This is a genomic window from Pseudoalteromonas sp. XMcav2-N, from assembly GCF_024124545.1.
Taxonomy (GTDB): Bacteria; Pseudomonadota; Gammaproteobacteria; order Enterobacterales; family Alteromonadaceae; genus Pseudoalteromonas.
In genome coordinates, this window is the sequence record NZ_JAMXSF010000009.1 from 169,337 (window position 1) to 189,785 (window position 20,449).

16 protein-coding genes are annotated in these 20,449 nt (G+C 47.7%); 10 read left to right on the forward strand and 6 right to left on the reverse strand.

Translation table 11 applies throughout. The features are described 5' to 3' along the window. Nucleotides 1–4 precede the first annotated feature (4 nt). Nucleotides 5–793 (reverse strand): transporter substrate-binding domain-containing protein, encoded by a 789-nt coding sequence (locus NH568_RS13720; protein WP_253048178.1) that lies wholly within the window; start codon nt 791–793, stop codon nt 5–7. A 147-nt stretch (nt 794–940) separates the two neighbouring features. Between NH568_RS13720 and NH568_RS13725 the strand changes: the two genes are divergently transcribed. Next, the gene (locus tag NH568_RS13725) at nt 941–2,218 is read left to right on the forward strand and encodes an HDOD domain-containing protein (RefSeq protein ID WP_253048180.1); all 1,278 of its coding nucleotides are present in this window, start codon (nt 941–943) and stop codon (nt 2,216–2,218) included. Between the two features lie 107 nt (nt 2,219–2,325). Here NH568_RS13725 and NH568_RS13730 read toward each other — a convergent pair whose 3' ends face one another. The 3 genes from NH568_RS13730 to NH568_RS13740 form a co-directional block, all read right to left on the reverse strand. Further along, nucleotides 2,326–3,813 carry an exopolyphosphatase gene (locus NH568_RS13730; protein ID WP_253048182.1) on the reverse strand — a complete coding sequence of 496 codons (1,488 nt, stop codon included), beginning with the start codon at nt 3,811–3,813 and terminating at the stop codon, nt 2,326–2,328. Nucleotides 3,814–3,823: 10 nt separating this feature from the next. Further along, complete coding sequence (gene ppk1, locus NH568_RS13735; RefSeq protein WP_253048186.1) at nt 3,824–5,911, reverse strand: polyphosphate kinase 1; 2,088 nt, start codon at nt 5,909–5,911, stop codon at nt 3,824–3,826. Between the two features lie 206 nt (nt 5,912–6,117). Beyond that, nucleotides 6,118–6,621: an ACT domain-containing protein gene (locus NH568_RS13740; protein ID WP_054014383.1), complete on the reverse strand. Its 504-nt coding sequence runs from the start codon at nt 6,619–6,621 to the stop codon at nt 6,118–6,120. 465 nt (nt 6,622–7,086) lie between these two features. On the opposite strand from NH568_RS13740, the gene NH568_RS13745 reads away from it, so the two are divergent. From NH568_RS13745 to NH568_RS13780, 8 genes are all read left to right on the forward strand, one after another. Beyond that, a complete protein-coding gene (locus NH568_RS13745) occupies nt 7,087–9,321 on the forward strand; it encodes an ABC transporter permease subunit (RefSeq protein ID WP_253048188.1) in 2,235 nt (744 codons plus the stop codon). 15 nt (nt 9,322–9,336) lie between these two features. Further along, the gene (gene pstA, locus NH568_RS13750; protein ID WP_253048190.1) at nt 9,337–10,986 is read left to right on the forward strand and encodes a phosphate ABC transporter permease PstA; all 1,650 of its coding nucleotides are present in this window, start codon (nt 9,337–9,339) and stop codon (nt 10,984–10,986) included. 29 nt (nt 10,987–11,015) lie between these two features. Beyond that, nucleotides 11,016–11,843 carry a phosphate ABC transporter ATP-binding protein PstB gene (pstB, locus tag NH568_RS13755; protein WP_054014386.1) on the forward strand — a complete coding sequence of 276 codons (828 nt, stop codon included), beginning with the start codon at nt 11,016–11,018 and terminating at the stop codon, nt 11,841–11,843. Between the two features lie 82 nt (nt 11,844–11,925). Then, entirely contained in the window at nt 11,926–12,627 is a 702-nt protein-coding gene (gene phoU / locus NH568_RS13760) for a phosphate signaling complex protein PhoU (protein ID WP_125558340.1), read from the forward strand. Nucleotides 12,628–12,716: 89 nt separating this feature from the next. After that, entirely contained in the window at nt 12,717–12,878 is a 162-nt protein-coding gene (locus NH568_RS13765) for a hypothetical protein (protein ID WP_253048192.1), read from the forward strand. A 314-nt stretch (nt 12,879–13,192) separates the two neighbouring features. Next, nucleotides 13,193–13,870, forward strand: coding sequence for a TIGR00153 family protein (locus NH568_RS13770; RefSeq protein ID WP_130244771.1), 678 nt, complete (start codon nt 13,193–13,195; stop codon nt 13,868–13,870). 50 nt (nt 13,871–13,920) lie between these two features. Continuing rightward, nucleotides 13,921–15,189 (forward strand): inorganic phosphate transporter, encoded by a 1,269-nt coding sequence (locus tag NH568_RS13775; protein ID WP_054014389.1) that lies wholly within the window; start codon nt 13,921–13,923, stop codon nt 15,187–15,189. Between the two features lie 77 nt (nt 15,190–15,266). After that, nucleotides 15,267–16,193 carry a hydrogen peroxide-inducible genes activator gene (locus NH568_RS13780; protein WP_054014390.1) on the forward strand — a complete coding sequence of 309 codons (927 nt, stop codon included), beginning with the start codon at nt 15,267–15,269 and terminating at the stop codon, nt 16,191–16,193. A 63-nt stretch (nt 16,194–16,256) separates the two neighbouring features. On the opposite strand, the gene NH568_RS13785 is transcribed toward NH568_RS13780, so the two are convergent. Continuing rightward, complete coding sequence (locus tag NH568_RS13785) at nt 16,257–16,460, reverse strand: hypothetical protein (protein WP_125716738.1); 204 nt, start codon at nt 16,458–16,460, stop codon at nt 16,257–16,259. Nucleotides 16,461–16,624: 164 nt separating this feature from the next. Continuing rightward, on the reverse strand, nt 16,625–19,135 hold the full coding sequence (locus NH568_RS13790; protein WP_253048194.1) for an EAL domain-containing protein: 2,511 nt from the start codon (nt 19,133–19,135) through the stop codon (nt 16,625–16,627). 267 nt (nt 19,136–19,402) lie between these two features. On the opposite strand from NH568_RS13790, the gene queA reads away from it, so the two are divergent. After that, complete coding sequence (queA, locus tag NH568_RS13795) at nt 19,403–20,443, forward strand: tRNA preQ1(34) S-adenosylmethionine ribosyltransferase-isomerase QueA (protein ID WP_253048196.1); 1,041 nt, start codon at nt 19,403–19,405, stop codon at nt 20,441–20,443. Nucleotides 20,444–20,449: the final 6 nt, after the last annotated feature.

Genomic DNA, 20,449 nt, shown 5'->3' on the forward strand with positions numbered 1-20,449 from the left:
CAGCCTACTCGCCCTGATCCCTGCCCGTGAATGCATGCTCCAGATAGTAGGTTTCTATCCGGGCGATTTGACCCGATCGCTGAAGTGTCAGAATCGCCCGGTTGAGTCGGGGCAACAGATGGGCATGCTCGGCTCGCAGGCGAATATGCAGCAGGCCCTGTGAATGTAACTGGTTGAAGTGCAAATTTACCTTGTCCTGTTCTGACCAGTATTTTGCGGGCAAGTCGCCAACGATGGCCAGCTCCACCCGCCCTTTATTCAGCGCTTGTAACAACGCGCGCTCGGACTCAAAGTCTACTCGGGTAAAAACATCATCGTCATGATAATAGTAACCACGCACTGTACCGACCATTTGACCTGACAAACTGGTGAGAGGCCCTACGGGTGTGCGTGTTATAACGTACTCGCGAATAGGCAGAATTGCTTCTGAAAAAACAAACCGCGGATCGGTGCGTTGGGATGAGTTTAGCCAGGCGGGGCTGATAAGGTCGAAGTCGATTTTACCGCTCGCGAGATAACGGTTGGTGCGTTTTGCTGGCAGTACGATATTCTCGCCTTGCACCGATGCCTGAGCCAGTATGCGCGCGACTAAATCGGGCAGGATACCCGGATGATGGGGGTCGTTAGTAAAGTAGGGGTAAAACGTGCCTGAGCCGCTGATACTATATTTTAGAGTATGTTGCGTTTGAGTCGTGCTGTGATGCTCAGACAAAGCTGCAACCCCCTGACTGCTAAAAAGCAACGGGATAAGAAAAAGCAGGATGCAAAAATGCGAAATAAGTGTAACACTCATAAGACCTATAATAGTAAAAGAGTGACAGTCTCGGCAACCACCTGAGGTAACTTTGTTGTTACCACAATGGTGAGAAAATAGATTGCTCAAGGGCGTGAGTTTTCATATGCTGGGACAACGGAAGCCTTTAAAGTACAAGAGTTAAGGATGTTAATGAGCGGTCATATTGCCAAGTCAAAAAAAGACACGGTGCAATATATAGCACGCCAGGCCATATTCAATCGTGAACAGAGCGTGGCTGCCTATGAATTGTTGTATCGGGACTCACACAATAACGCCTTTCCTATCGGGGTCAGCGATGGCCAGGCGACAGGCAGGCTGTTTTTTAATTCTCTGCTCTTTATTGGTGTCGAGCGGCTGGCTGCCGGTGCGCCTGCCTTTATCAATCTGTCAGATGAAACTTTACTGCAAGAACTTCCCAAATTACTCCGGCCACAAGGGCTGGTAATCGAAATTGTCGAGCGCTCCACGAATTTATCAGAGCTGGTCACCACTGTGACTAAACTAAAAAAGCTGGGATATCGTTTTGCCCTGGATGACTACGATGGTGACGAGCGTTGGGAAGTGCTGCTGCCACTGATGGACTACATTAAAATAGAAGTCCTTGAGCCGGTGATAAAAACCACCATGATGCTGAAAAAGCTCAAACGTCGCTTTCCTGATGCAAAAGTGATTGTCGAGCGGATTGAAACCATGGAGCACTACAGCTTTATCAAAAGTGCCGGGGCAGATTACTTCCAGGGCTTTTTCTTCGCAGTACCGGAAATGCTGAACCATGGCAATGTTGAACCGTCAAAACTGGTGGTTCTGGACTTATTACGTTGTACCGCCAAGCAGTCTTTATGTTTTAAAGAAATTCAGCAAAGGATCTCCAAAGACCTGAGCCTGACGGCACGAGTGCTTAAGCTTGCTAATGCTAAAGCAGGTGAAGATAAAATTGAGATCCGCTCTATCGCCCAGGCGGTAGTCTATCTGGGGGAGGATGCGATCCGTCAGTTCGTCAAAGTACTGGCTTTAAGTGAACTGGGTGCAGATAAGCCCAGTGAACTGACTAAGCTTGGCCTGGCACGGGCGAAGTTTCTTGAACAATTCTTGCTGCCAGGCGGCGATGAAATGGCACAACAAGGCTACCTGATTGGTCTGATGTCGGTGCTTGATGCTGTACTGGATGTAGAGCTTTCCGTTATTGTCGATGAGTTTTCATTGGATCCGGACCTCAGCAGCGCGCTGTTAAGCTATAAGGGTTTGATCGGTGGGGCGTTGCGTCTGGCGATTGAAGTTGAACGCAATAATATTCAGGAAGCCGAACTGATCCTCAATGCCATTCGCCCGGCGTCCAGTATCGAATTGCTCTTTTCGCTGGCACTGGACAGTCGTGTCTATGCTGATGAAATTTACGCCGTTGTAAAAGAAGAAGTCGCCTAGGCCCGTTTACGGGCCTGAGTCCTAATTGTTTCCGGCGGAGAAACTTTTAACACCGTTAGCGTCATATTTGTTCCTTCACATTTAACGTGAGTGAATGTAAGTTGGTACTAACTCATTGTCGGGAACATAAGCGTCATATTCAGCGTTTTCCAGTATGCCTGTTCTTGTTGTAGATCCGCTACAAACAGAGAGTGCTGAGCCAGCCAGTCGGGCTCGAACGTCAGCAGCAGGCTGTTATCCAGCGCTTCTATTGTGAACTTAGCCACCTGATCAATTTGTCGTTTTTGATGCACCAGAATAGCCAGGCGCAACAAGGTGAGCAGGCGAGCAAAGTGTGTCAGATCGGCTTCCACTAAGGCCGATAGCTCTGCGCGTTTGATTTTTTTGCGATGAAAACGGATCAAGGTGCCCAGCAGCTGTTGTTGATCCTGGGTAAATCCCGGCAGCTGTGCATTTAACACTATGTAGGCACTGTGCTTGTGGATCCCTGACGAGTTTATTGCCAGTCCCACTTCGTGTAGTCGCGCGGCCCAGCGCAGCATCTGCAGATCGACTTCATTGAGTGCCCAATGTGCTCGCACCATGTCAAACATCTGGTTCAGGGTGTCGCAAATATGCTCTGCATGTTGCTTATCAACGGCATAATGATCTCCGACCGCGCTGATGGTGCGGGCACGAATATCAAACTCGTCATTTTGCGCCATTTCCTGCAACAGGCCTTCGCGTAATGAGTTATCACAGTAACTCAGCTCGTCGATGTTGAGTTGCCTGAATACCCCGATCAGAATAGCCAGTCCGCCTGCAATACTGGCATACCGCTCTTCGGGCAGCGCTTTAAGATTCAGCGCACTCAGGGAATCGGCTTCAATCAGACGTTGTCTGATCTGTTCCAGCACTGTGAGGGTCAGGGTATCCTGGTTAAATAGTTCCTGAGCGATGGCACATAAGGTTTTAATGGTGCCCGACGTGCCGATGCAGGTTTGCCAGCCGGCCTTGCGGTAACTGGCGGAAATGGCCTCGATGTTCTGCTCCGACTTTATTTCGGCTTTGGCAAAGCGTTTGGCCGTCAGTTTAAGATCCTTGAAATGACTGTTACTGAGCGTCACGCAGCCAATATTTCGGCTGGTGAGTAATTTGTGATCCAGATGTTTACCAATGATCAGTTCGGTACTGCCACCACCGATATCGATCACCAGACGGTTGTCGTCGCTGTGAATGTGGTTTGCCACACCCTGATAGATGAGACGAGCTTCTTCTTGTCCGGAAATGACATTGATCTTAAAAGGAAAAACTTGTTTTGCTTTGGCCAAAAAATAACGGATATTGCGACAGTTACGCAGTGTATAAGTGGCAACCACTTGCACACTGTGTTTATCAAAGTCCTGTAACGTGGCTGCAAACTGTTGCAGTACATGCAGCGCGCGCGCTATGGCCTCTTCGCTCAGGTTAAACTGCTCGTCTAAACCGGCAGCCAGAAACACCCGCTGCTTTTCTTTGTGTAGCAATTGCAGACGACCATCGACCTCCCGCGCGACGACTAGATGAAAACTGTTCGAGCCTAAATCAACGGCCGCGATGGAAGGGTATGTGGTCATAGAGCTGCCCTTATGTGTTGGATTGGTTGCTTTCCCACTTTTTCAGATGGTCATAGATGGCTATCTGGGAGCGGATCTTCTTCTTATTACCGCGACGAACATAGAGATTCTTCTGTTCACTGTCAATGATCCGTGCTTTTGCTCTGTCTTTAAATTGCAGTTCAAGAATATCAATGATCAACTGTTTAAGTGACTCGTCGTAAATGGGAGTGCCAACTTCAACCCGATGATCCAGATTGCGGGTCATCCAGTCTGCTGAGGAAATATACACCTGAGGATTGCCATCGTTTTCGAAGACCATGACCCTGGGGTGTTCCAAAAAGCGGTCGACGACACTGACCACTTTGATGTTCTCACTAAAGCGTTGCAGGCCAGGTACCAGAGCACACATGCCTCGGATGATCATGCGGATCTTAACGCCTGCCATAGAAGCATTATACAAGGCGTCAATCAGCTCTTTGTCTACCAGGTTGTTGACCTTAACAGTGATCTTGGCTGTTTTGCCAGCCTGGGCATTTTGACTTTCCTGATCAATCAAAGCGAGAATTTTTTCTCGTGCATTGATTGGCGAAATCATCAGGTGTTTAAAGTTAAACGGCCTGTAGCTGCTTTCAATGAACTTAAACACATCATCACACTCATCACAGATCTCAGGGTGTTTAGTGAAGAGGCTAAAGTCGGTATAAATACGGGCGGTTTTTTCGTGGAAGTTACCAGTACCAATGTGGGCATATTTCACGATTTGGCCTTTTTCCCGGCGATGAACCACACACAGTTTGCTGTGCACTTTCAGTGCCGGGATCCCAACCATAACCTTGATACCATAATCGCTGAGCATTTTTGCCCACTCAATGTTGTTTTGTTCATCAAAACGGGCTTTGAGTTCGACCATCACGGTGACTTTCTTACCATTTTTGGCGGCATTGATCAGCGAAGCCATCAATCGGGAGCGTGACGCGACGCGATAGATATTGACCTTGATCTGGGTGACTCTGGGGTCAAACGCTGCCTGACGCACATATTCCAGCATGTGGTTAAAGGTGTGGTAAGGGTAGTAAAGCAGGATGTCCCGCTTAGAAATCGCTCTGAAAATACTGCGATAGGCGTTAAATGCTTCACTATGCAGGGGTGGCAGGGGTTTGTTTTCCAGATAGCCGCGACCGACATTCGGAAAGCCAATAAAATCGCGGAAATTACGGTACGGACCACCGGGGATCAGGGCATCCTGGCTGGTGACGCCAAGGCGCTTTTTCATGACTTTGAGGATTTCTTCTGGCATCGCCTCGTCGTAAGTCAGTCGCACTGGCTCGGCATATAAACGCTGTTTAAGGCCCTTTGACATTTTATCCAGCAGGCCTTCTTCAATTTCATCATCCAGATTGTATTCGGCATCCCGAGTTAGCTTGATTTCATACCCTTCAATGTTGTCAAAGCTGAGGAAGTTCCTGAACACTTCGTGCAGGTAAAAACGTACCACTTCGTCGAGCATCACTATGGTTTTGTGGCGCCGGGTTTTTTCCGGTGGCAGCAGAATAAAACGCTCCAGGCGATCGGTTGGTAGTTCCAGCAGCGCATGATGTTGCTTGTCGCCACGCATTTCGACAAACAGGTAGGTCAGGGCATCATTGATGTGATCTGAGTAGTCTTTACTTTCGCTCAGTAAAATAGGGCACATGTGCTGTAGCACCTGATCCTGAAAGTACTTGGCCAGCCACTGTTGGTGAAAGTCCGACAGCTCTGCCGGCTTTTTTATATGAATGTTGTGCTCATTCAAGTCCACCAGGATCTGATCGTAAATGTGCGAGAACTTCTTGCCCAGCTCCAGCACTTTCTTGTTCATCTGGTTAAGCAGTGCTTCGTCTTCGTCGAAGTCGGTGTCGGGCAGGTTACTTAATAAGATGCGACGTTTTACATCGGCTACTCGGACCCGGAAGAATTCATCTAAATTATTGGAAAATATGCCTAAAAATCGGATCCGCTCAATAATAGGGTTGCTTTTGTCTTTGGCTTCCTGAAGGACACGCTCGTTAAAGGACAGCCAGCTCAGCTCTTTGGCAAAATAGCTGATGGTAATGGGATCGTTAGATAATGCTTGCATCTTTCTTTCCATGGTAATTAAAGCTGCGGGTAGAATATGTCTGTAGTGTGACACTTATATGACATGCGCTGTCATGTCACCGAATTATCAACAAAGTGTAGACCACTCTCCTTTATCTGGCTTGTTTGATATCAAAGTGTGTGTACAAAAAAGCTGATTGGTGGAATACCCGGTAAGGTAACTTGCAACCTTACCGGTCAGTGCGATCAGGACTGTTCGACATCCACGATCAGATCGCTGGTGATGGCTTCAAGGGCTTCGATAACGTTGTCTTTGATCATACCTGCGGGCAAGCTAACGGTAGCAAATGCACTAAAAATCGGGACTCCCCAATTAGGCGCACTCTGCTGTTTGGAGTTTAGATGGGTAATGTTAGCGCCTTTATGGCGGATCACTGTTGCCAGCTCCTGGACAATACCAGGGCGATCGTTACCCGTTATTACTAAGTTCAAGGTTTCTGGTTCTGTGCTCTGGTCTTGTTCGCCATTGGCGATGCGTACCTCTAGCCCAGATATATCAAGTACGGCGTTTTGCAGCTCTTGTAAGTGCTCCTCTGCTACCTCAACCTGCACTATCCCTGCAAATTGTCCGGCAAGGTGACTTAAATTACTGGTTAGCCAGTTGCCGTGGTGGTTAAGAATGGTTGAGGAAACTCTTTCAACGAGACCTGGTTGGTCCTTGCCTATAAGTGTTAGTACTAACTGCTTCATATCACATGTCTCTTATTATTGGTGGCTCGGTATCTAAGCCCTGAATGAAAGCGAATAATCGCTCTATAAGCCTAGTAAATGAAACTTATTTGTCTACTTCCGATAATGGATACAATGTAAAAAAATGCAAAAATTACATTGCTTACTGTAATTCGAGCCTTACTCAAGGTGTTAAGTTCCTTGAACAGAGAGATATTTTGCGCCTACCTGCACAGCCTGATTGTCATGAAGGCGTTGCACTTTTAGGCATTGAGCGCATTTTTGTCAGGTAATCTGAGAGCGGTGGTGTAAAGTTGGGAACTAACATACTCTCTGAGGATCAGAATTCAGCATGAAAAAACAAGTGATGAGCGTAACTAATGAAGAGCAATGCCACAAAGCGGGCAGACTTGGGATAGTGTGTAACACAACTGTCATCTTGATGAAATATAATGCGCCGCAGTTTGATTATGAAAGGGTATTTTGATGACTTCCAATCCGCAAAAACCATCCTTTAAAACGGATAGAAGCCGTCTATTTAAGGACCGCTTTGCCCAATTTGGCATTACCTCAGGTGGGGTAATGGTATTGGTCGCTTTGCTATTGATATTCTTCTATTTGCTTTACGTTGTACAGCCCATTTTCGAATCTGCCAAGGTCGAAAAGCGGGTTGATATTGCGTTATCTGCCGAGAAGCGCTACTTCGCGCTCGGAGTAGAAGAGCAAACAGAGATTGCGTACTTGCTGGATAATACCGGTCAGGTTGATTTTTATCAGGTGAAGGGCGAGGGTGCAGGTAAACTTGTTAGCACCTTACAAACCAAGCTGGACGGCCAAATCACCAGCTTCGCGAAAAGCGCGCCATTTTTAGGCCAGTATGCGTACGGCCTTGATAATGGTCAGATACAGATCCTCAAGCCCAACTTTGTGGTCACTTTTCCGGGTAACCAGCGTGTGATGAAACCTCGCCTGGGTTACCCACTTGCAGGCCAGCAGTTGCTGGTCGATGAGCAGCAACAGGCGCTGAAAAAGTTTGCCTTTAGCCATTACGAAGATAAAACGGCGGTGGTTGCTTTGACTGCCGACAAACGGGTGATCTTTGCGTCCTACTTGGCCGAAGAAAACATGTTTACCGGTGAGCTGGAGTGGCAGGTAACACGCACTGAGCTGCCCATTGACGGCCGCATTGACGATTTACTGATTTCACCGGATACCACCCGTACTTTCGTGCGTTCAGCGAATCAGATTTATATTTTTGACACCCGCTTTGCGGACGATGTTACTCAGTTTCAACTGTTAGCGGCCAACGAAGAAAATGCCAATCTGGTTAGCATGGCCCTGCTTGCCGGTGCCAACTCCCTGATGCTGGCCAATGACAATGGTGAAGTATCACAGTGGTTTGAAGTAAACACGGACACTGGTCGTGAGTTTGCCAAAATTCGTGCCTTTGATAGCGATAAGAGCAAGCACATGAAGGTATACAGTGAGTTCTATCGTCGTACTTTCTTCACCACCACAGAAAAGGGTGAACTGGGCGTGTACTACACCACCAGTGAAGCCGAGCTATGGCGTGGTAAAGTTGCTGAACAGGCAATCGATGCCTTTGCTATCTCGCCTCGTGCGAATGCTGCCTTATTACTGACTGGCAATCAGGTCAGTGTGTTTGAGCTGCACAATGAGCACCCGGAAGTAACCTGGTCTGCGTTATGGCAGGAAGTGTGGTATGAAGGCTATCCGGAGCCGGCCTACACCTGGCAGTCAACGTCAGCCAGTGATGACTTCGAATCTAAATTCTCACTGGTGCCAATTTCATTTGGTACGATTAAAGCCGCTTTCTATGCCATGCTGTTTGCGGTACCGATTGCACTTTCAGCGGCCATTTACACCGCTTACTTTATGTCGAGTGAACTGCGTCGTGTGGTGAAGCCAACGGTTGAAATCATGGAAGCACTACCTACCGTTATTTTGGGTTTCCTGGCAGGTCTGTGGTTGGCGCCGCTGATCGAAAGCCACTTACCTGCGATTGTCGCGCTGCTGCTGCTATTGCCCCTGGCTATTTTGGGTACAGCGCTGGGCTGGACCAAGCTGCCTAAAGCCATTCGTCATCTTGTTCCGGATGGCTGGCACTCAATCTTGCTGATCCCTGTGGTATTGCTGGTTGGCTGGGTGTCTTTTGCCATGAGCGATGTCATTGAAGGGTGGATGTTCGGTGGTAACGTACGTCAGTATCTGACTAATGAACTGGGCCTGACTTTCGACCAGCGTAACTCTTTGGTCGTGGGTATTGCGATGGGCTTCGCGGTTATTCCAACGATTTTCTCGATTGCCGAAGACGCAGTATTCAGTGTACCCAGACACCTGTCAAACGGGTCACTGGCCTTGGGGGCAACGCAATGGCAAACGCTGGTGCGTGTTGTGCTACTGACAGCCAGCCCGGGTATCTTCTCGGCGGTAATGATGGGCCTGGGTCGTGCTGTGGGTGAAACCATGATTGTACTGATGGCAACGGGTAATACACCGATTATGGACTGGAGTATCTTCCAGGGGATGCGTACCTTGGCGGCGAACATCGCGGTAGAAATGCCAGAATCTGAAGTGGGCAGCTCGCATTATCGGATCCTGTTCCTTGCGGCCTTTGTATTGTTTATTTTTACTTTCGTATTTAACACGATGGCTGAGTTTGTACGTCAGCAGCTACGTGAAAAATACAGCTCAATGTAACTGGAGTGAGATGACATGGTAAGACAGTGGTTTAAGTCAGGATCTCCGTGGATCTGGATGACAGGCGGTGCAGTCAGCATCAGTTTGATCTCAGTACTGGGTCTGCTTGCAATGATAGCGTGGAAGGGCCTGAGCTTTTTCTGGCCTTCCGAAGTGGTTGAGATGCACCTGCAGGGGTCTGTTCAAAAACAAACCGTGATTGGTGAAATCTACGACCGTGAGCTGGTGCCTAAGTCGCGACTGGAAGCAACTGGCCTGGATTTTTCTAACCATCCTGGCGAGTACATAGAGCGCTTGCTGGTAAAAACCGGTAACCGTGAGTATGTTGAACTGGACTTCCGTTGGATTTTGTCAACCGACATCCAGAGCCAGTCAACACCTGCGCAGATAGCGGTCTTTGAGCGGACTAAAAATGGTAACTTTTATGGCTATGTTGAGCGTGTTATTCGCGACGGCCAGGTAGTGACAGACAATCCGCTAGAAGCGCTGGAAGAGATGGTTGAGCGTGCCGTAGATCTGAACGAAGAAGCGCTTGACCTGCAAAACGGTGAGATTGGTCACATTAACTATGAGCTGGAGCGTTTGCGTCTTAAAGAGCGCGCTTATCAGCTGGATGATGAACTGACGCCTGAAATCATCGCAGATCTGGAAGCACAGCGTGCTGCCCTGCGCGAAGAATACAAGGTATTAGAGAAAACGCTGTTTGAACTGCGCAATGGTGCCAAACGCGACGAAGTGGTTGTGCGCGACATGCGCGGTGAAGAAGTGACGTTGCCTTTATACCAGGTTTTAGATTTTTGGTTCCCGAACGACATGGGCTTCTTTGCAAAAGTGGGCCATTATATGTCGCAGATTGGCAAGTTTATTAGTGATGACCCGCGTGAAGCGAATACCGAGGGCGGGGTATTCCCGGCTATCTTTGGTACAGTGTTTATGGTTATGCTGATGGCAGTGATTGTGACGCCATTTGGCGTGGTTGCCGCGATTTATCTGCACGAGTATGCAGCTAAAAACGCCGTGACTAAGATGATCCGTATCGCGGTGATCAACCTGGCGGGTGTCCCGTCTATCGTATATGGCGTATTCGGCTTAGGTTTCTTTGTCTACATGCTGGGTGGCTCTATCGATGCCTTGTTTTACCCGGAAGCGTCACCAAGTCCGGTATTTGGTACGCCTGGTGTGATCTGGTCAGCACTGACACTGGCAATTCTGACACTGCCTGTCGTGATTGTTTCCACTGAAGAAGGCTTGTCACGTATTCCAAGCACAGTGCGTCATGGTTCACTGGCACTGGGTGCGACCAAAGCAGAGACCTTATGGCGGATTATTATCCCAATGGCCAGTCCGGCAATTATGACTGGTCTCATTCTGGCGGTTGCCCGTGCTGCGGGTGAGGTCGCACCGCTGATGCTGGTGGGGGTGGTGAAAATGGCACCGACCTTGCCGCTGGATGGTAACTTCCCGTATATTCACCTGGACCGGAAGTTTATGCACCTGGGTTTCCATATTTATGATGTGGGCTTCCAGAGCCCGAACGTAGAAGCGGCACGTCCTTTGGTTTATGCGACCGCTTTCTTACTGGTGACCGTGATCATTGCACTGAACATCACTGCAATTGGGATCCGTAACCACCTACGTGAAAAGTTCAGAGCTTTAGAGAACTAATAGTAAAGTATTTAAATAGGTAAAAATTTATGATTACAGTAGCGCCACAGGTAAATAATGCAGATACCAGCAAAAAGTTGGATCTGGAAAACTTGAGCCCGGAACTAACCGCGTTAGAGATCAAAAACCTTGACCTTTACTATGGTGATAAGCAGGCTCTGAGCGACATTAACATGTTGATCCCGCGTGGTCAGGTAACGGCGTTTATCGGCCCGTCTGGTTGTGGTAAATCAACGCTATTGCGTTGTATCAACCGCATGAACGACCTGGTAGATACCTGTCGTATTGAAGGTGAAATTAACCTTAACGGTACCAACATTTATGATAAAAGTGTCGATGTTGCTGCGTTGCGTCGTAATGTTGGTATGGTATTCCAGCGTCCAAATCCATTCCCTAAGTCTATTTACGAGAACGTGGTATACGGTCTACGCTTACAAGGTGTAAAAGACAAACGCAAGCTGGATGAAGTGGTTGAGCGTTCACTGCGTGGTGCTGCTTTGTGGGATGAAGTGAAAGACCGCTTGCACGACAGTGCTTTTGGTCTGTCGGGTGGTCAGCAGCAGCGTCTGGTTATTGCACGTTCAATTGCGATTGAGCCAGAGGTATTATTGCTGGATGAGCCAACCTCGGCACTGGACCCCATCTCGACTTTGGTTATTGAAGAGTTGATCAACGACCTGAAAGAAAAGTACACCGTGGTGATCGTAACTCACAACATGCAGCAGGCGGCGCGGGTATCCGATCAAACAGCCTTTATGTATATGGGTGAGCTGATCGAATATTCAGATACTAATACTCTGTTTACAACACCGACCAAGAAGAAAACCGAAGACTATATTACGGGTCGTTACGGTTAATTCATCGGGCTCAGCAAAGCGCTGAGCCAGCGCCTCTATAAGAAGGCGCCTACGCTGTGTTGAAACAAATTAGGAACTGATTATGGAACATAATATTAATAAGCATATCTCTGGCCGCTTTAACGAAGAGCTGGAAAACGTTCGCAACCATGTGTTGAGTATGGGCGGACTGGTTGAACAACAGTTAAACCTGGCGTTGGATGCGGTGAGTCACTGTGATGAAAACAAGGCCCGCAAAGTCAGCGAGAACGACTATCAGGTTAATGCTATGGAAGTGAGCATTGACGAAGAATGTACTCGCATTATTGCTAAGCGTCAGCCGGCGGCCAGTGACTTGCGATTGGTTGTTGCCATTGCAAAAACCATTGCCGATCTGGAACGTATTGGTGATGAAGCGGAACGCATTGCCAAAGTGGCGCTGGATTCTTTCACCAAAGACCAGCAAGACTTACTGGTCAATGTTGAAAATATGGGCCGTCTGGTTTCTCAGATGCTACATGATGTGCTGGATGCATTTGCCCGTATGGATGCCCAGCGGGCATTTGAAGTCCACAAAGAAGATGCCAAAGTTGACCGTGAATATGAAGCGCTGACGCGTCAGATCATGACCTATATGATGGAAGACCCACGTTCTATTCCTAAGATTATGGACCTGATCTGGTCAGTACGCTCACTGGAGCGCATCGGTGACCGCTGTCAGAATATTGCAGAATATGTGATTTATTTCGTTAACGGTAAAGATATTCGCCATACTTCTCAGGAAGATATCGAAAAATCACTGTAACGCTCAAAGGAAAGTACCAAAAGTAGACACGTAAGGTTTTTTTATTTATAACTGTTTGTGAGCAAAGCAATTAATAGAAGGAATAAACTATGAAACTAGCTCTAAACAAAAAAAATATTAAACAACTGACGAAAGACAGCAAAGCACTAAACAACGAAATGACGCCTCAAGTAGCGGGAGGTAAGCTTTACAATTTTCTTCCTCCGGAATCAGAAAAAACGTGTTATGGCAATTGTTTAATAGAGTCGTAAATAAAGGCCTAAACGAGCTTTTGGTACAGAATTGAGCGAGCTATATGCTCGCTTCGTTCGAATCGGTTCTGTCCAGACTTTCCTGTATGCCGCAAAACTACTCAATTATTATTGCTTTTATCTGATTATTTTTTCTATGTTTATCGAGGGGTTAAGCAATCAAACGGCAGTGATATTATCTTGATAGTCATTATGCTTGTTAAACATGCTTGTGCCGTTAATCAGAACTTCACACGAAAAAGCGTTCACAATCTGGCTTAATGCTGTAAAATTGCGCCCTGCACATGCATATTAATATGATTTAAGGGTCAGTTATGCCTAGTAATGCATTTTTAGGAGTATTCGCAAAGTCTCCTATTAAGCCAATTGAAGAGCACATTAAGATCGTCCATCAAGCCAGTGAAACCTTGATCCCGTTCTTTAACCATGCCTTCAAAGGGGAGTGGACCGAGGCCGATGCGCTTCGAGTGCAGATCCGTAACCTGGAAAGAGAAGCAGATACATTAAAGCGTGAAGTGCGCCTGCACTTGCCACGTGGTCTGTTTATGCCAGTAGAACGTACCGACTTACTGGAACTCATTACCCACCAAGACAAGATCGCCAATAAAGCCAAAGACATCGCGGGACGCGTGATTGGTCGTGAACTGGAGATCCCTGAATCAATTCAAGCCGACTTTTTGGCGTATCTGACACGCTGTGTTGATGCGACCAAACAAGCCTCAGAAGCCATTAACGAATTCGATGAACTACTGGAAACCGGTTTCCGTGGTCGCGAAGTTGCTCTGGTCGAAAAAATGCTCGTTGAACTGGATGCCATCGAGGAAGACACCGATGAGATGCAGATCCGTATTCGTAAAGGTTTACGCAACATTGAAAGTGAACTTAACCCGATTGATGTGATGTTCCTATACAAGATCATCGAATGGGTCGGCGAATTGGCTGACATTGCTGAGCGCGTAGGTTCACGACTGGAGCTGATGCTGGCGCGCTAAGCGTACACCATCTGCCTTCACACAATTAGTTAAGAATTAAAGGTTTTACAATGGATATCATTGCATCCTATGGCACGCTATTGATTATAATTGCGGCCGCAGTTGGTTTCTTTATGGCCTATGGCATTGGCGCGAACGACGTAGCCAATGCGATGGGTACATCGGTTGGCTCTAAAGCGCTGACCATCAAACAGGCGATCATCATCGCGATGATTTTTGAATTTGCCGGTGCTTATCTCGCCGGTGGTGAGGTAACGTCAACGATCCGAAAAGGGATCATTGATGCCACGCCATTTATGGATATTCCTGAACTCATGGTACTGGGGATGATCTCGGCGCTATTCGCCGCAGGTACCTGGTTGTTGTTAGCGTCTATGCTTGGCTGGCCTGTGTCTACTACGCACTCTATCATTGGTGCCATCATAGGCTTTGCTTTGGTTGCTGTGGGCAGCGAAGCTATCCAGTGGGGTAAAGTTGCTGGTATCGTCGGTAGCTGGATTGTGACCCCCGCGATTTCAGGCTTCATTGCTTACCTTATCTTTATGAGTGCGCAAAAGCTGATCTTTGACACTGATAAGCCATTAGAAAATGCCAAGCGGTTCGTACCGGTATACATGGGTCTGGCAGGTTTTGTGATGTCTTTGGTTACTATCAAAAAAGGCCTGAAGCACATTGGTGTTAACCTGGGGACTTTTGAAGGGTATGCACTGGCCATCGGTATTGCTGTACTGGTTGGTCTGATTGGTAAAATGGCCATTAACCGCCTGAAGATAGACCCGAATGCGGACAAGCAAATGCACTTTAATAATGTTGAAAAAGTGTTTGCTATTCTGATGGTACTGACAGCTTGTTGTATGGCTTTCGCGCATGGTTCAAATGATGTTGCTAACGCGATTGGCCCTCTGGCTGCGGTTGTAAACATCGTTGAGCACAATGGTGAAATCGCCAAGAAAGCGGCGCTGGCATGGTGGATCCTGCCTCTGGGTGGGTTAGGTATCGTCGTAGGTCTGGCTGTTTTGGGTAAGAAAGTAATCAAGACTATCGGTGAAGGTATTACTCACCTGACGCCAAGCCGCGGTTTTGCCGCTGAGCTTGCAGCCGCTTCAACGGTTGTTATTGCATCAGGTACAGGTCTGCCAATCTCAACCACACAAACCTTGGTTGGTGCAGTTTTAGGTGTGGGTATGGCCCGCGGTATTGCTGCACTGAACATGGGCGTGATCAGAAACATTGTGGTTTCGTGGGTAATCACGTTGCCAGTTGGCGCTGCCCTTGCTATTGTTATATTCTACATTCTGAGAAGCGCATTCGGCGTTTAACAGAAAGGACAGACTTTTAGCTTGAAAAGATCTCAATGCCTTTGGTGTTGGGGTCTTTTTATTTGTGGGTATAAAAAGTGAATAACTTACCAAGCATTAAACAGTTACAGTATTTAATTGCGGTGCATCAGCACCAGCATTTTGGCCGCGCTGCGGAAGCTTGTTATATTGGCCAGTCAACGTTGAGCAGTGCCATTCAGAATCTAGAAGAAACTCTGGGGTGTCAGCTGATTGAGCGTGAAAACCGCAGCCTGATGTTTACTGACGTGGGTGAAGAGGTCGTTGAGCGTGCTAAGCGCATAATCGGTGACACTATTAGTGTGGTAGAGCTAACTAAGAGCTTTAAACATCCTTTATCCGGTAAGTTGGTTTTGGGGATCATTCCTACCATAGCCAGCTTTATTGCGGCGCCTTTATACCGCTTTTGCAAAGACGCTTTTCCTGAGCTTCAGCTGGTACTGGTGGAGGACACCAGTGATCGTTTGCTCGATAAACTGGAGCAGGGTCACATTGATATGGGTATGCTGGCGTTGCCCTACAGAACTGAAAAGTTTCACACTCAGGTAATTGCCCGGGATCATTTTTCATTGGTCCGTCATCAGGAGTATCAGGTTCCCGAGCAGCTGGATGATTTCAATGTCTTGCCTGAACAAAGTGTCTTTTTACTGGAGCGGGAACACTGCATGACAGATCATGCGCTCAGTGCCTGTCACCTTAACCGCAGTGCCTGTATCAATCCCTTTGAAGCCGCTAACCTGCATACCTTACTGAGTATGGTGGAATACCAAAACGGGGTTACCTTCTTACCTCAGATGGCGCTTAATGCCGGCATCCTGGAAGGTAAGCCTATGGTCGCCACTGCACCGCAGCCTGATGCTTACCGTGAGATAGGTCTGTTATGGCGCAAAACCACAGGGCGGATCAGAGACTTCCGTTTGTTTAGTGACAAAGCTGGTGAGTTTGTTGCGCAGCACTGTAACGACAACAAAGGTGTTACACAATAAAACCATAAAGGGCGAAAGCCCTTCATGTTGGCGTGTTAGAGAACTTTAACTAGCTCAATCCGCTTAAGATTCTAGTGACCCCAGCTGGCGGCCTGATTTCAGATCGGGTAAAAACAGTAGGTAAACCCACACCACCAGGTTAAAGTAAGGCACTAAGCCGAGTAAGGTAAAAAACAGTTTTGGGTAGCCTTTGTGGCTTGCGCTTCGGTAACATTGTACGGCGATAACAACGTATATGAGCAACAATATAATAGACAGCTGTACCATTGCAATTCCTCCATTTCCATAGCCAGACGTGTCTAAATCCGTTGAATGTCTTGTAAATACCTGTGTTTCATGTATTTAAAGTGACACGTCAAAATGTACGCTTAATTATAGATGAGAATTACCCAACAGGCAGCTTATTTTTAGTCGAATTTTGTACAAAAATACTAGCAGGCTGTTTTCTCAGATAAAATAGTTTTCAGTACGGCACTGAGTTGTTCAACGGGGAGTGGGCGTGAAATATAGTAGCCCTGACCGTAATCAATTCCTATCTCTTTGAGTGCGTCAAATATCTCTTTGCTCTCTACATACTCAGCCACAGAGCGCTTATCCAGAGAGTGACTGATGTCATTCACCGCTTTTACCAGCGCCAGATCGATTGGGTCGTTAAGCATGTCACGTACAAATGAGCCATCGATTTTAACGTGTTGAGCTGGCAGCTGTTTTAAGTAGCTAAAGGTACTGAATCCGGTGCCAAAGTCATCGATAGAGAAATGACAGCCGAGTTCGTTGAGCTTGGCAATCATGGCCTGAGTCGCGCTGAGATTATTGATACTGGCTGATTCTGTGATCTCAAAAATAATGGCACTGGCTGCCACCTGGAACTCCGCCAGGCATGACTGAATATGAGGTAGTAAGCGCTCATCAAGGAAGGATTGCGCCGACAGATTGACTGAGACCTGATGTAGTTCCGGGTGGCAGGCAATGGCACGAATACATTCCCGGATCACACATTGATCCATCAGGTAGGTGTCGTTTAGCAACTCCAGTGCGGGAATAAATTGATTGGGGTACACCAGATTTCCGTCAATTTGCAGTCGTAATAAAGCTTCGAAGTAGGCAACCTGATTGCGCTTAAAATCCCAGATAGGCTGATAATGCAGCTCAATATGATTATTCTGTAACGCCTGACGGACATTGTGTCCCCATTCTAACCCTATTTGTAAAGTACTGTTCTGCGCATCTTCTTTGCTGTAACAGTGGACCAGGTTGCGGCCCAGGTTCTTGGCAATATATAACGCAATGTCGGCCTGTTTGAGGCATTCGCTCGGGTCGCTGTTTTGTTGTGTCACCTGTGTTAATCCAATGGAGCAGCTGATGGTATAGCTCGCTTCCTCGGAATGGAACTGATGATGTTCAATCGCACTGCAGACACTTTCGGCCAACATATGGGCATCCAGCAGCGGAGTATGTTTCAGCAAAATCGCAAACTCATCTCCACCAATGCGGAAAATAAGGTGCTCGTCGGCGATGTGCTCACCAAATAGCTGGGCCACTTCTTTGAGGACAATGTCACCCTGCTGGTGACCTTTACTGTCATTGATGATTTTAAAGTGGTCCAGATCGATATAGATCAGCGCATGCTCAAGGTGCGCATCATGCTTTGCCTGTTCACAGAAGAGATTCAATTGCTGGTCAAAGTAGTAACGGTTATGCAGTCCTGTCAGGGTGTCATGCAATGCAAGGTGGCGTAGCTGCAACTCGGCTTGCTTGCGTTCATGGATATTGTCTATGGTTGCCGTAATAGTGGCAGTGCTGGTGACATTCTTAATCAGCTGAAAGCGACACTCAACCCAGATAGGGCATTGGTTGCTTTGCATCACCTGCAGTTCAAGCAACGCTGATTGCTGCTCGCCTTGTTGTACTTTTGTCAGTACCGATGCCAGTTTGTCACGGTGTTCTGCCAGCACGTAGTCGAACATACTGGTGTGCAGGCTGGCTTTTAATTTGTGGCCTACCAACTGTTCCCATGCCGGGTTTAAAAAGCGGATCACCCCGGCGGTGTCCAGCTCCATAACCACGGTATTGAGGTGTAGTAAAATGCGCTGGTGCGCCGAGAACAGGTCTTTGTAGCGCCGTTCGCTGCGGCTCAGCTGCTCGACTTTTTCCGCAAACTCGGCATAGCTGACCATAAAGTCCTCACGACGCGCGGCATGGTCGCACACTTTACTCAACAGAGATAAATCATAGGGGGCACGCACAAAATCGGTGACACCCAGTAACAAAAGCTGTTCAGCATAGTCTGCATCGCGGTTGTCTATAATAGTCACAATAGCCTGGCTGGGCTTATGCTGAAGAATGTTCGCCACCAGCTCTTTACCTGCGTCGCTGTGTGTTGCCGTCGCATCCAGCAGTACAATGGCAAACTCACTTTGCAGGAACTGCGACAGTGCCCCATTGGTGGTGGTGACGTGTGTGGTGGTGAAGTTCAGAGATAAATGCTGGCAAATCTCATCGGCACGGACCTGGTCTGGTTCGAGCAACAACAGGTTTAAGCGACTGCTTTTTTCTAAATGCGTCGACAGTACATTCGCCAATACCTGAGGCAATACATCCTGGCGTTCCAGAGGCAGCACGGCATCTATGCTATAACTGCGAGCAGTGGTTTCCGCAATGCGTTCACAGTAGGTGGGCGGCGTCAGTACAATTGGTGTATTTTTGGGCGTTTTTAATAGCCCGGAGCGCACCATTCGCGAGAATCGCCAGCCATCAATCTTGCCAACATTAAGCCCGGTAATGATCAAATCAACAGCCTGGCGCTTCAATACACCCAACGCGGTTTGTGTGTCACTGTGCTCAACAATGTGAAACACATTCAGTGAAGACAAGGTTTTGACGATCAGTTGTCGCTCTTGTTGATCTGCATTGACCAGCAATAATGTGAGTTGCTTTGCCATGGTGTTACTGCCTTAAACCCATGAAATAAGTAAACAAGTTTATGCCCTTTTTAACGGTGAAGTGTCTCGCTGTTTGTACCTTAGAGGATCCCAGGGCTGGGTCGTTCGCTGTGTGGCACGTTTTAGCTGCGAAATTTCGTACAATAGCGACTAGATTAAAGCTATTTTACTACACTGACAAGCGTTACATAGTTTTACCTCAGCACTTGATTTAGCGTAGGCGGATCACTAGACTTGGCGCCTATTTGCATTAATTTGAGGTCTTCTATGCGCGTTGCTGACTTTAGTTTTGAACTCCCTGATGAGCTGATCGCTCGCCACCCTAAAAAAGAACGCTCCAGCAGTCGTTTGTTAACGCTCGATGGCAACACGGGTGAATTACAGCATAAAGTGTTTAAGGATATCGTCGATCTGATCAATCCGGAAGATCTCATAATTTTCAATAATACCAAAGTGATCCCGGCGCGTATGTTTGGTCAAAAGGCCACCGGTGGTAAGCTGGAAGTATTGGTTGAACGGGTATTGGATGAGCACAGTGTGCTGGCTCATGTACGTGCCAGTAAATCACCGAAAGAAGGCACTGAGATCCTGCTTGAAGGCAAAGCGACAGCCACTATGGTGGCCCGCCACGGTGAGCTGTTTGAACTTAAGTTTCATGGTGATTCATCGGTGTTGTCTGTTCTGGACGAAATCGGTCATATGCCTTTGCCCCCCTATATTGACCGCCCTGATGATGAGGAAGACAAAGAGCGCTATCAGACTGTGTATGGTGAAAAGCCAGGTGCCGTTGCTGCGCCCACAGCTGGCCTGCATTTTGATGACGTGCTTATGGCACAATTGAAAGATAAGGGCGTTGAGATGGCGTTTGTCACTTTACACGTCGGTGCGGGTACTTTTCAGCCTGTACGGGTAGATAATGTCAACGACCACCACATGCACTCAGAGTATATCGAAGTGCCTCAGGATGTGGTTGATGCCATTGCCGCTGCGCGTCAGCGCAAAGGTCGGGTTATTGCGATTGGTACAACGTCAGTACGCTCACTGGAGTCGGCTGCAAAAGCGCACCCGGAAGAATTGAAACCCTTTTATGGCGATACAGATATCTTTATCTATCCAGGCTATCAGTTCCAGTTGGTGGATGCCATGGTCACCAATTTCCACTTACCCGAGTCGACACTGATCATGCTGGTCAGCGCGTTCGCGGGCCAGTCGCATATTATGCATGCCTATGAGACAGCAATTGCCGAGCAATATCGCTTCTTTAGTTACGGTGATGCCATGTTCCTGACGAAACAGGACAATGCATAAGCCATG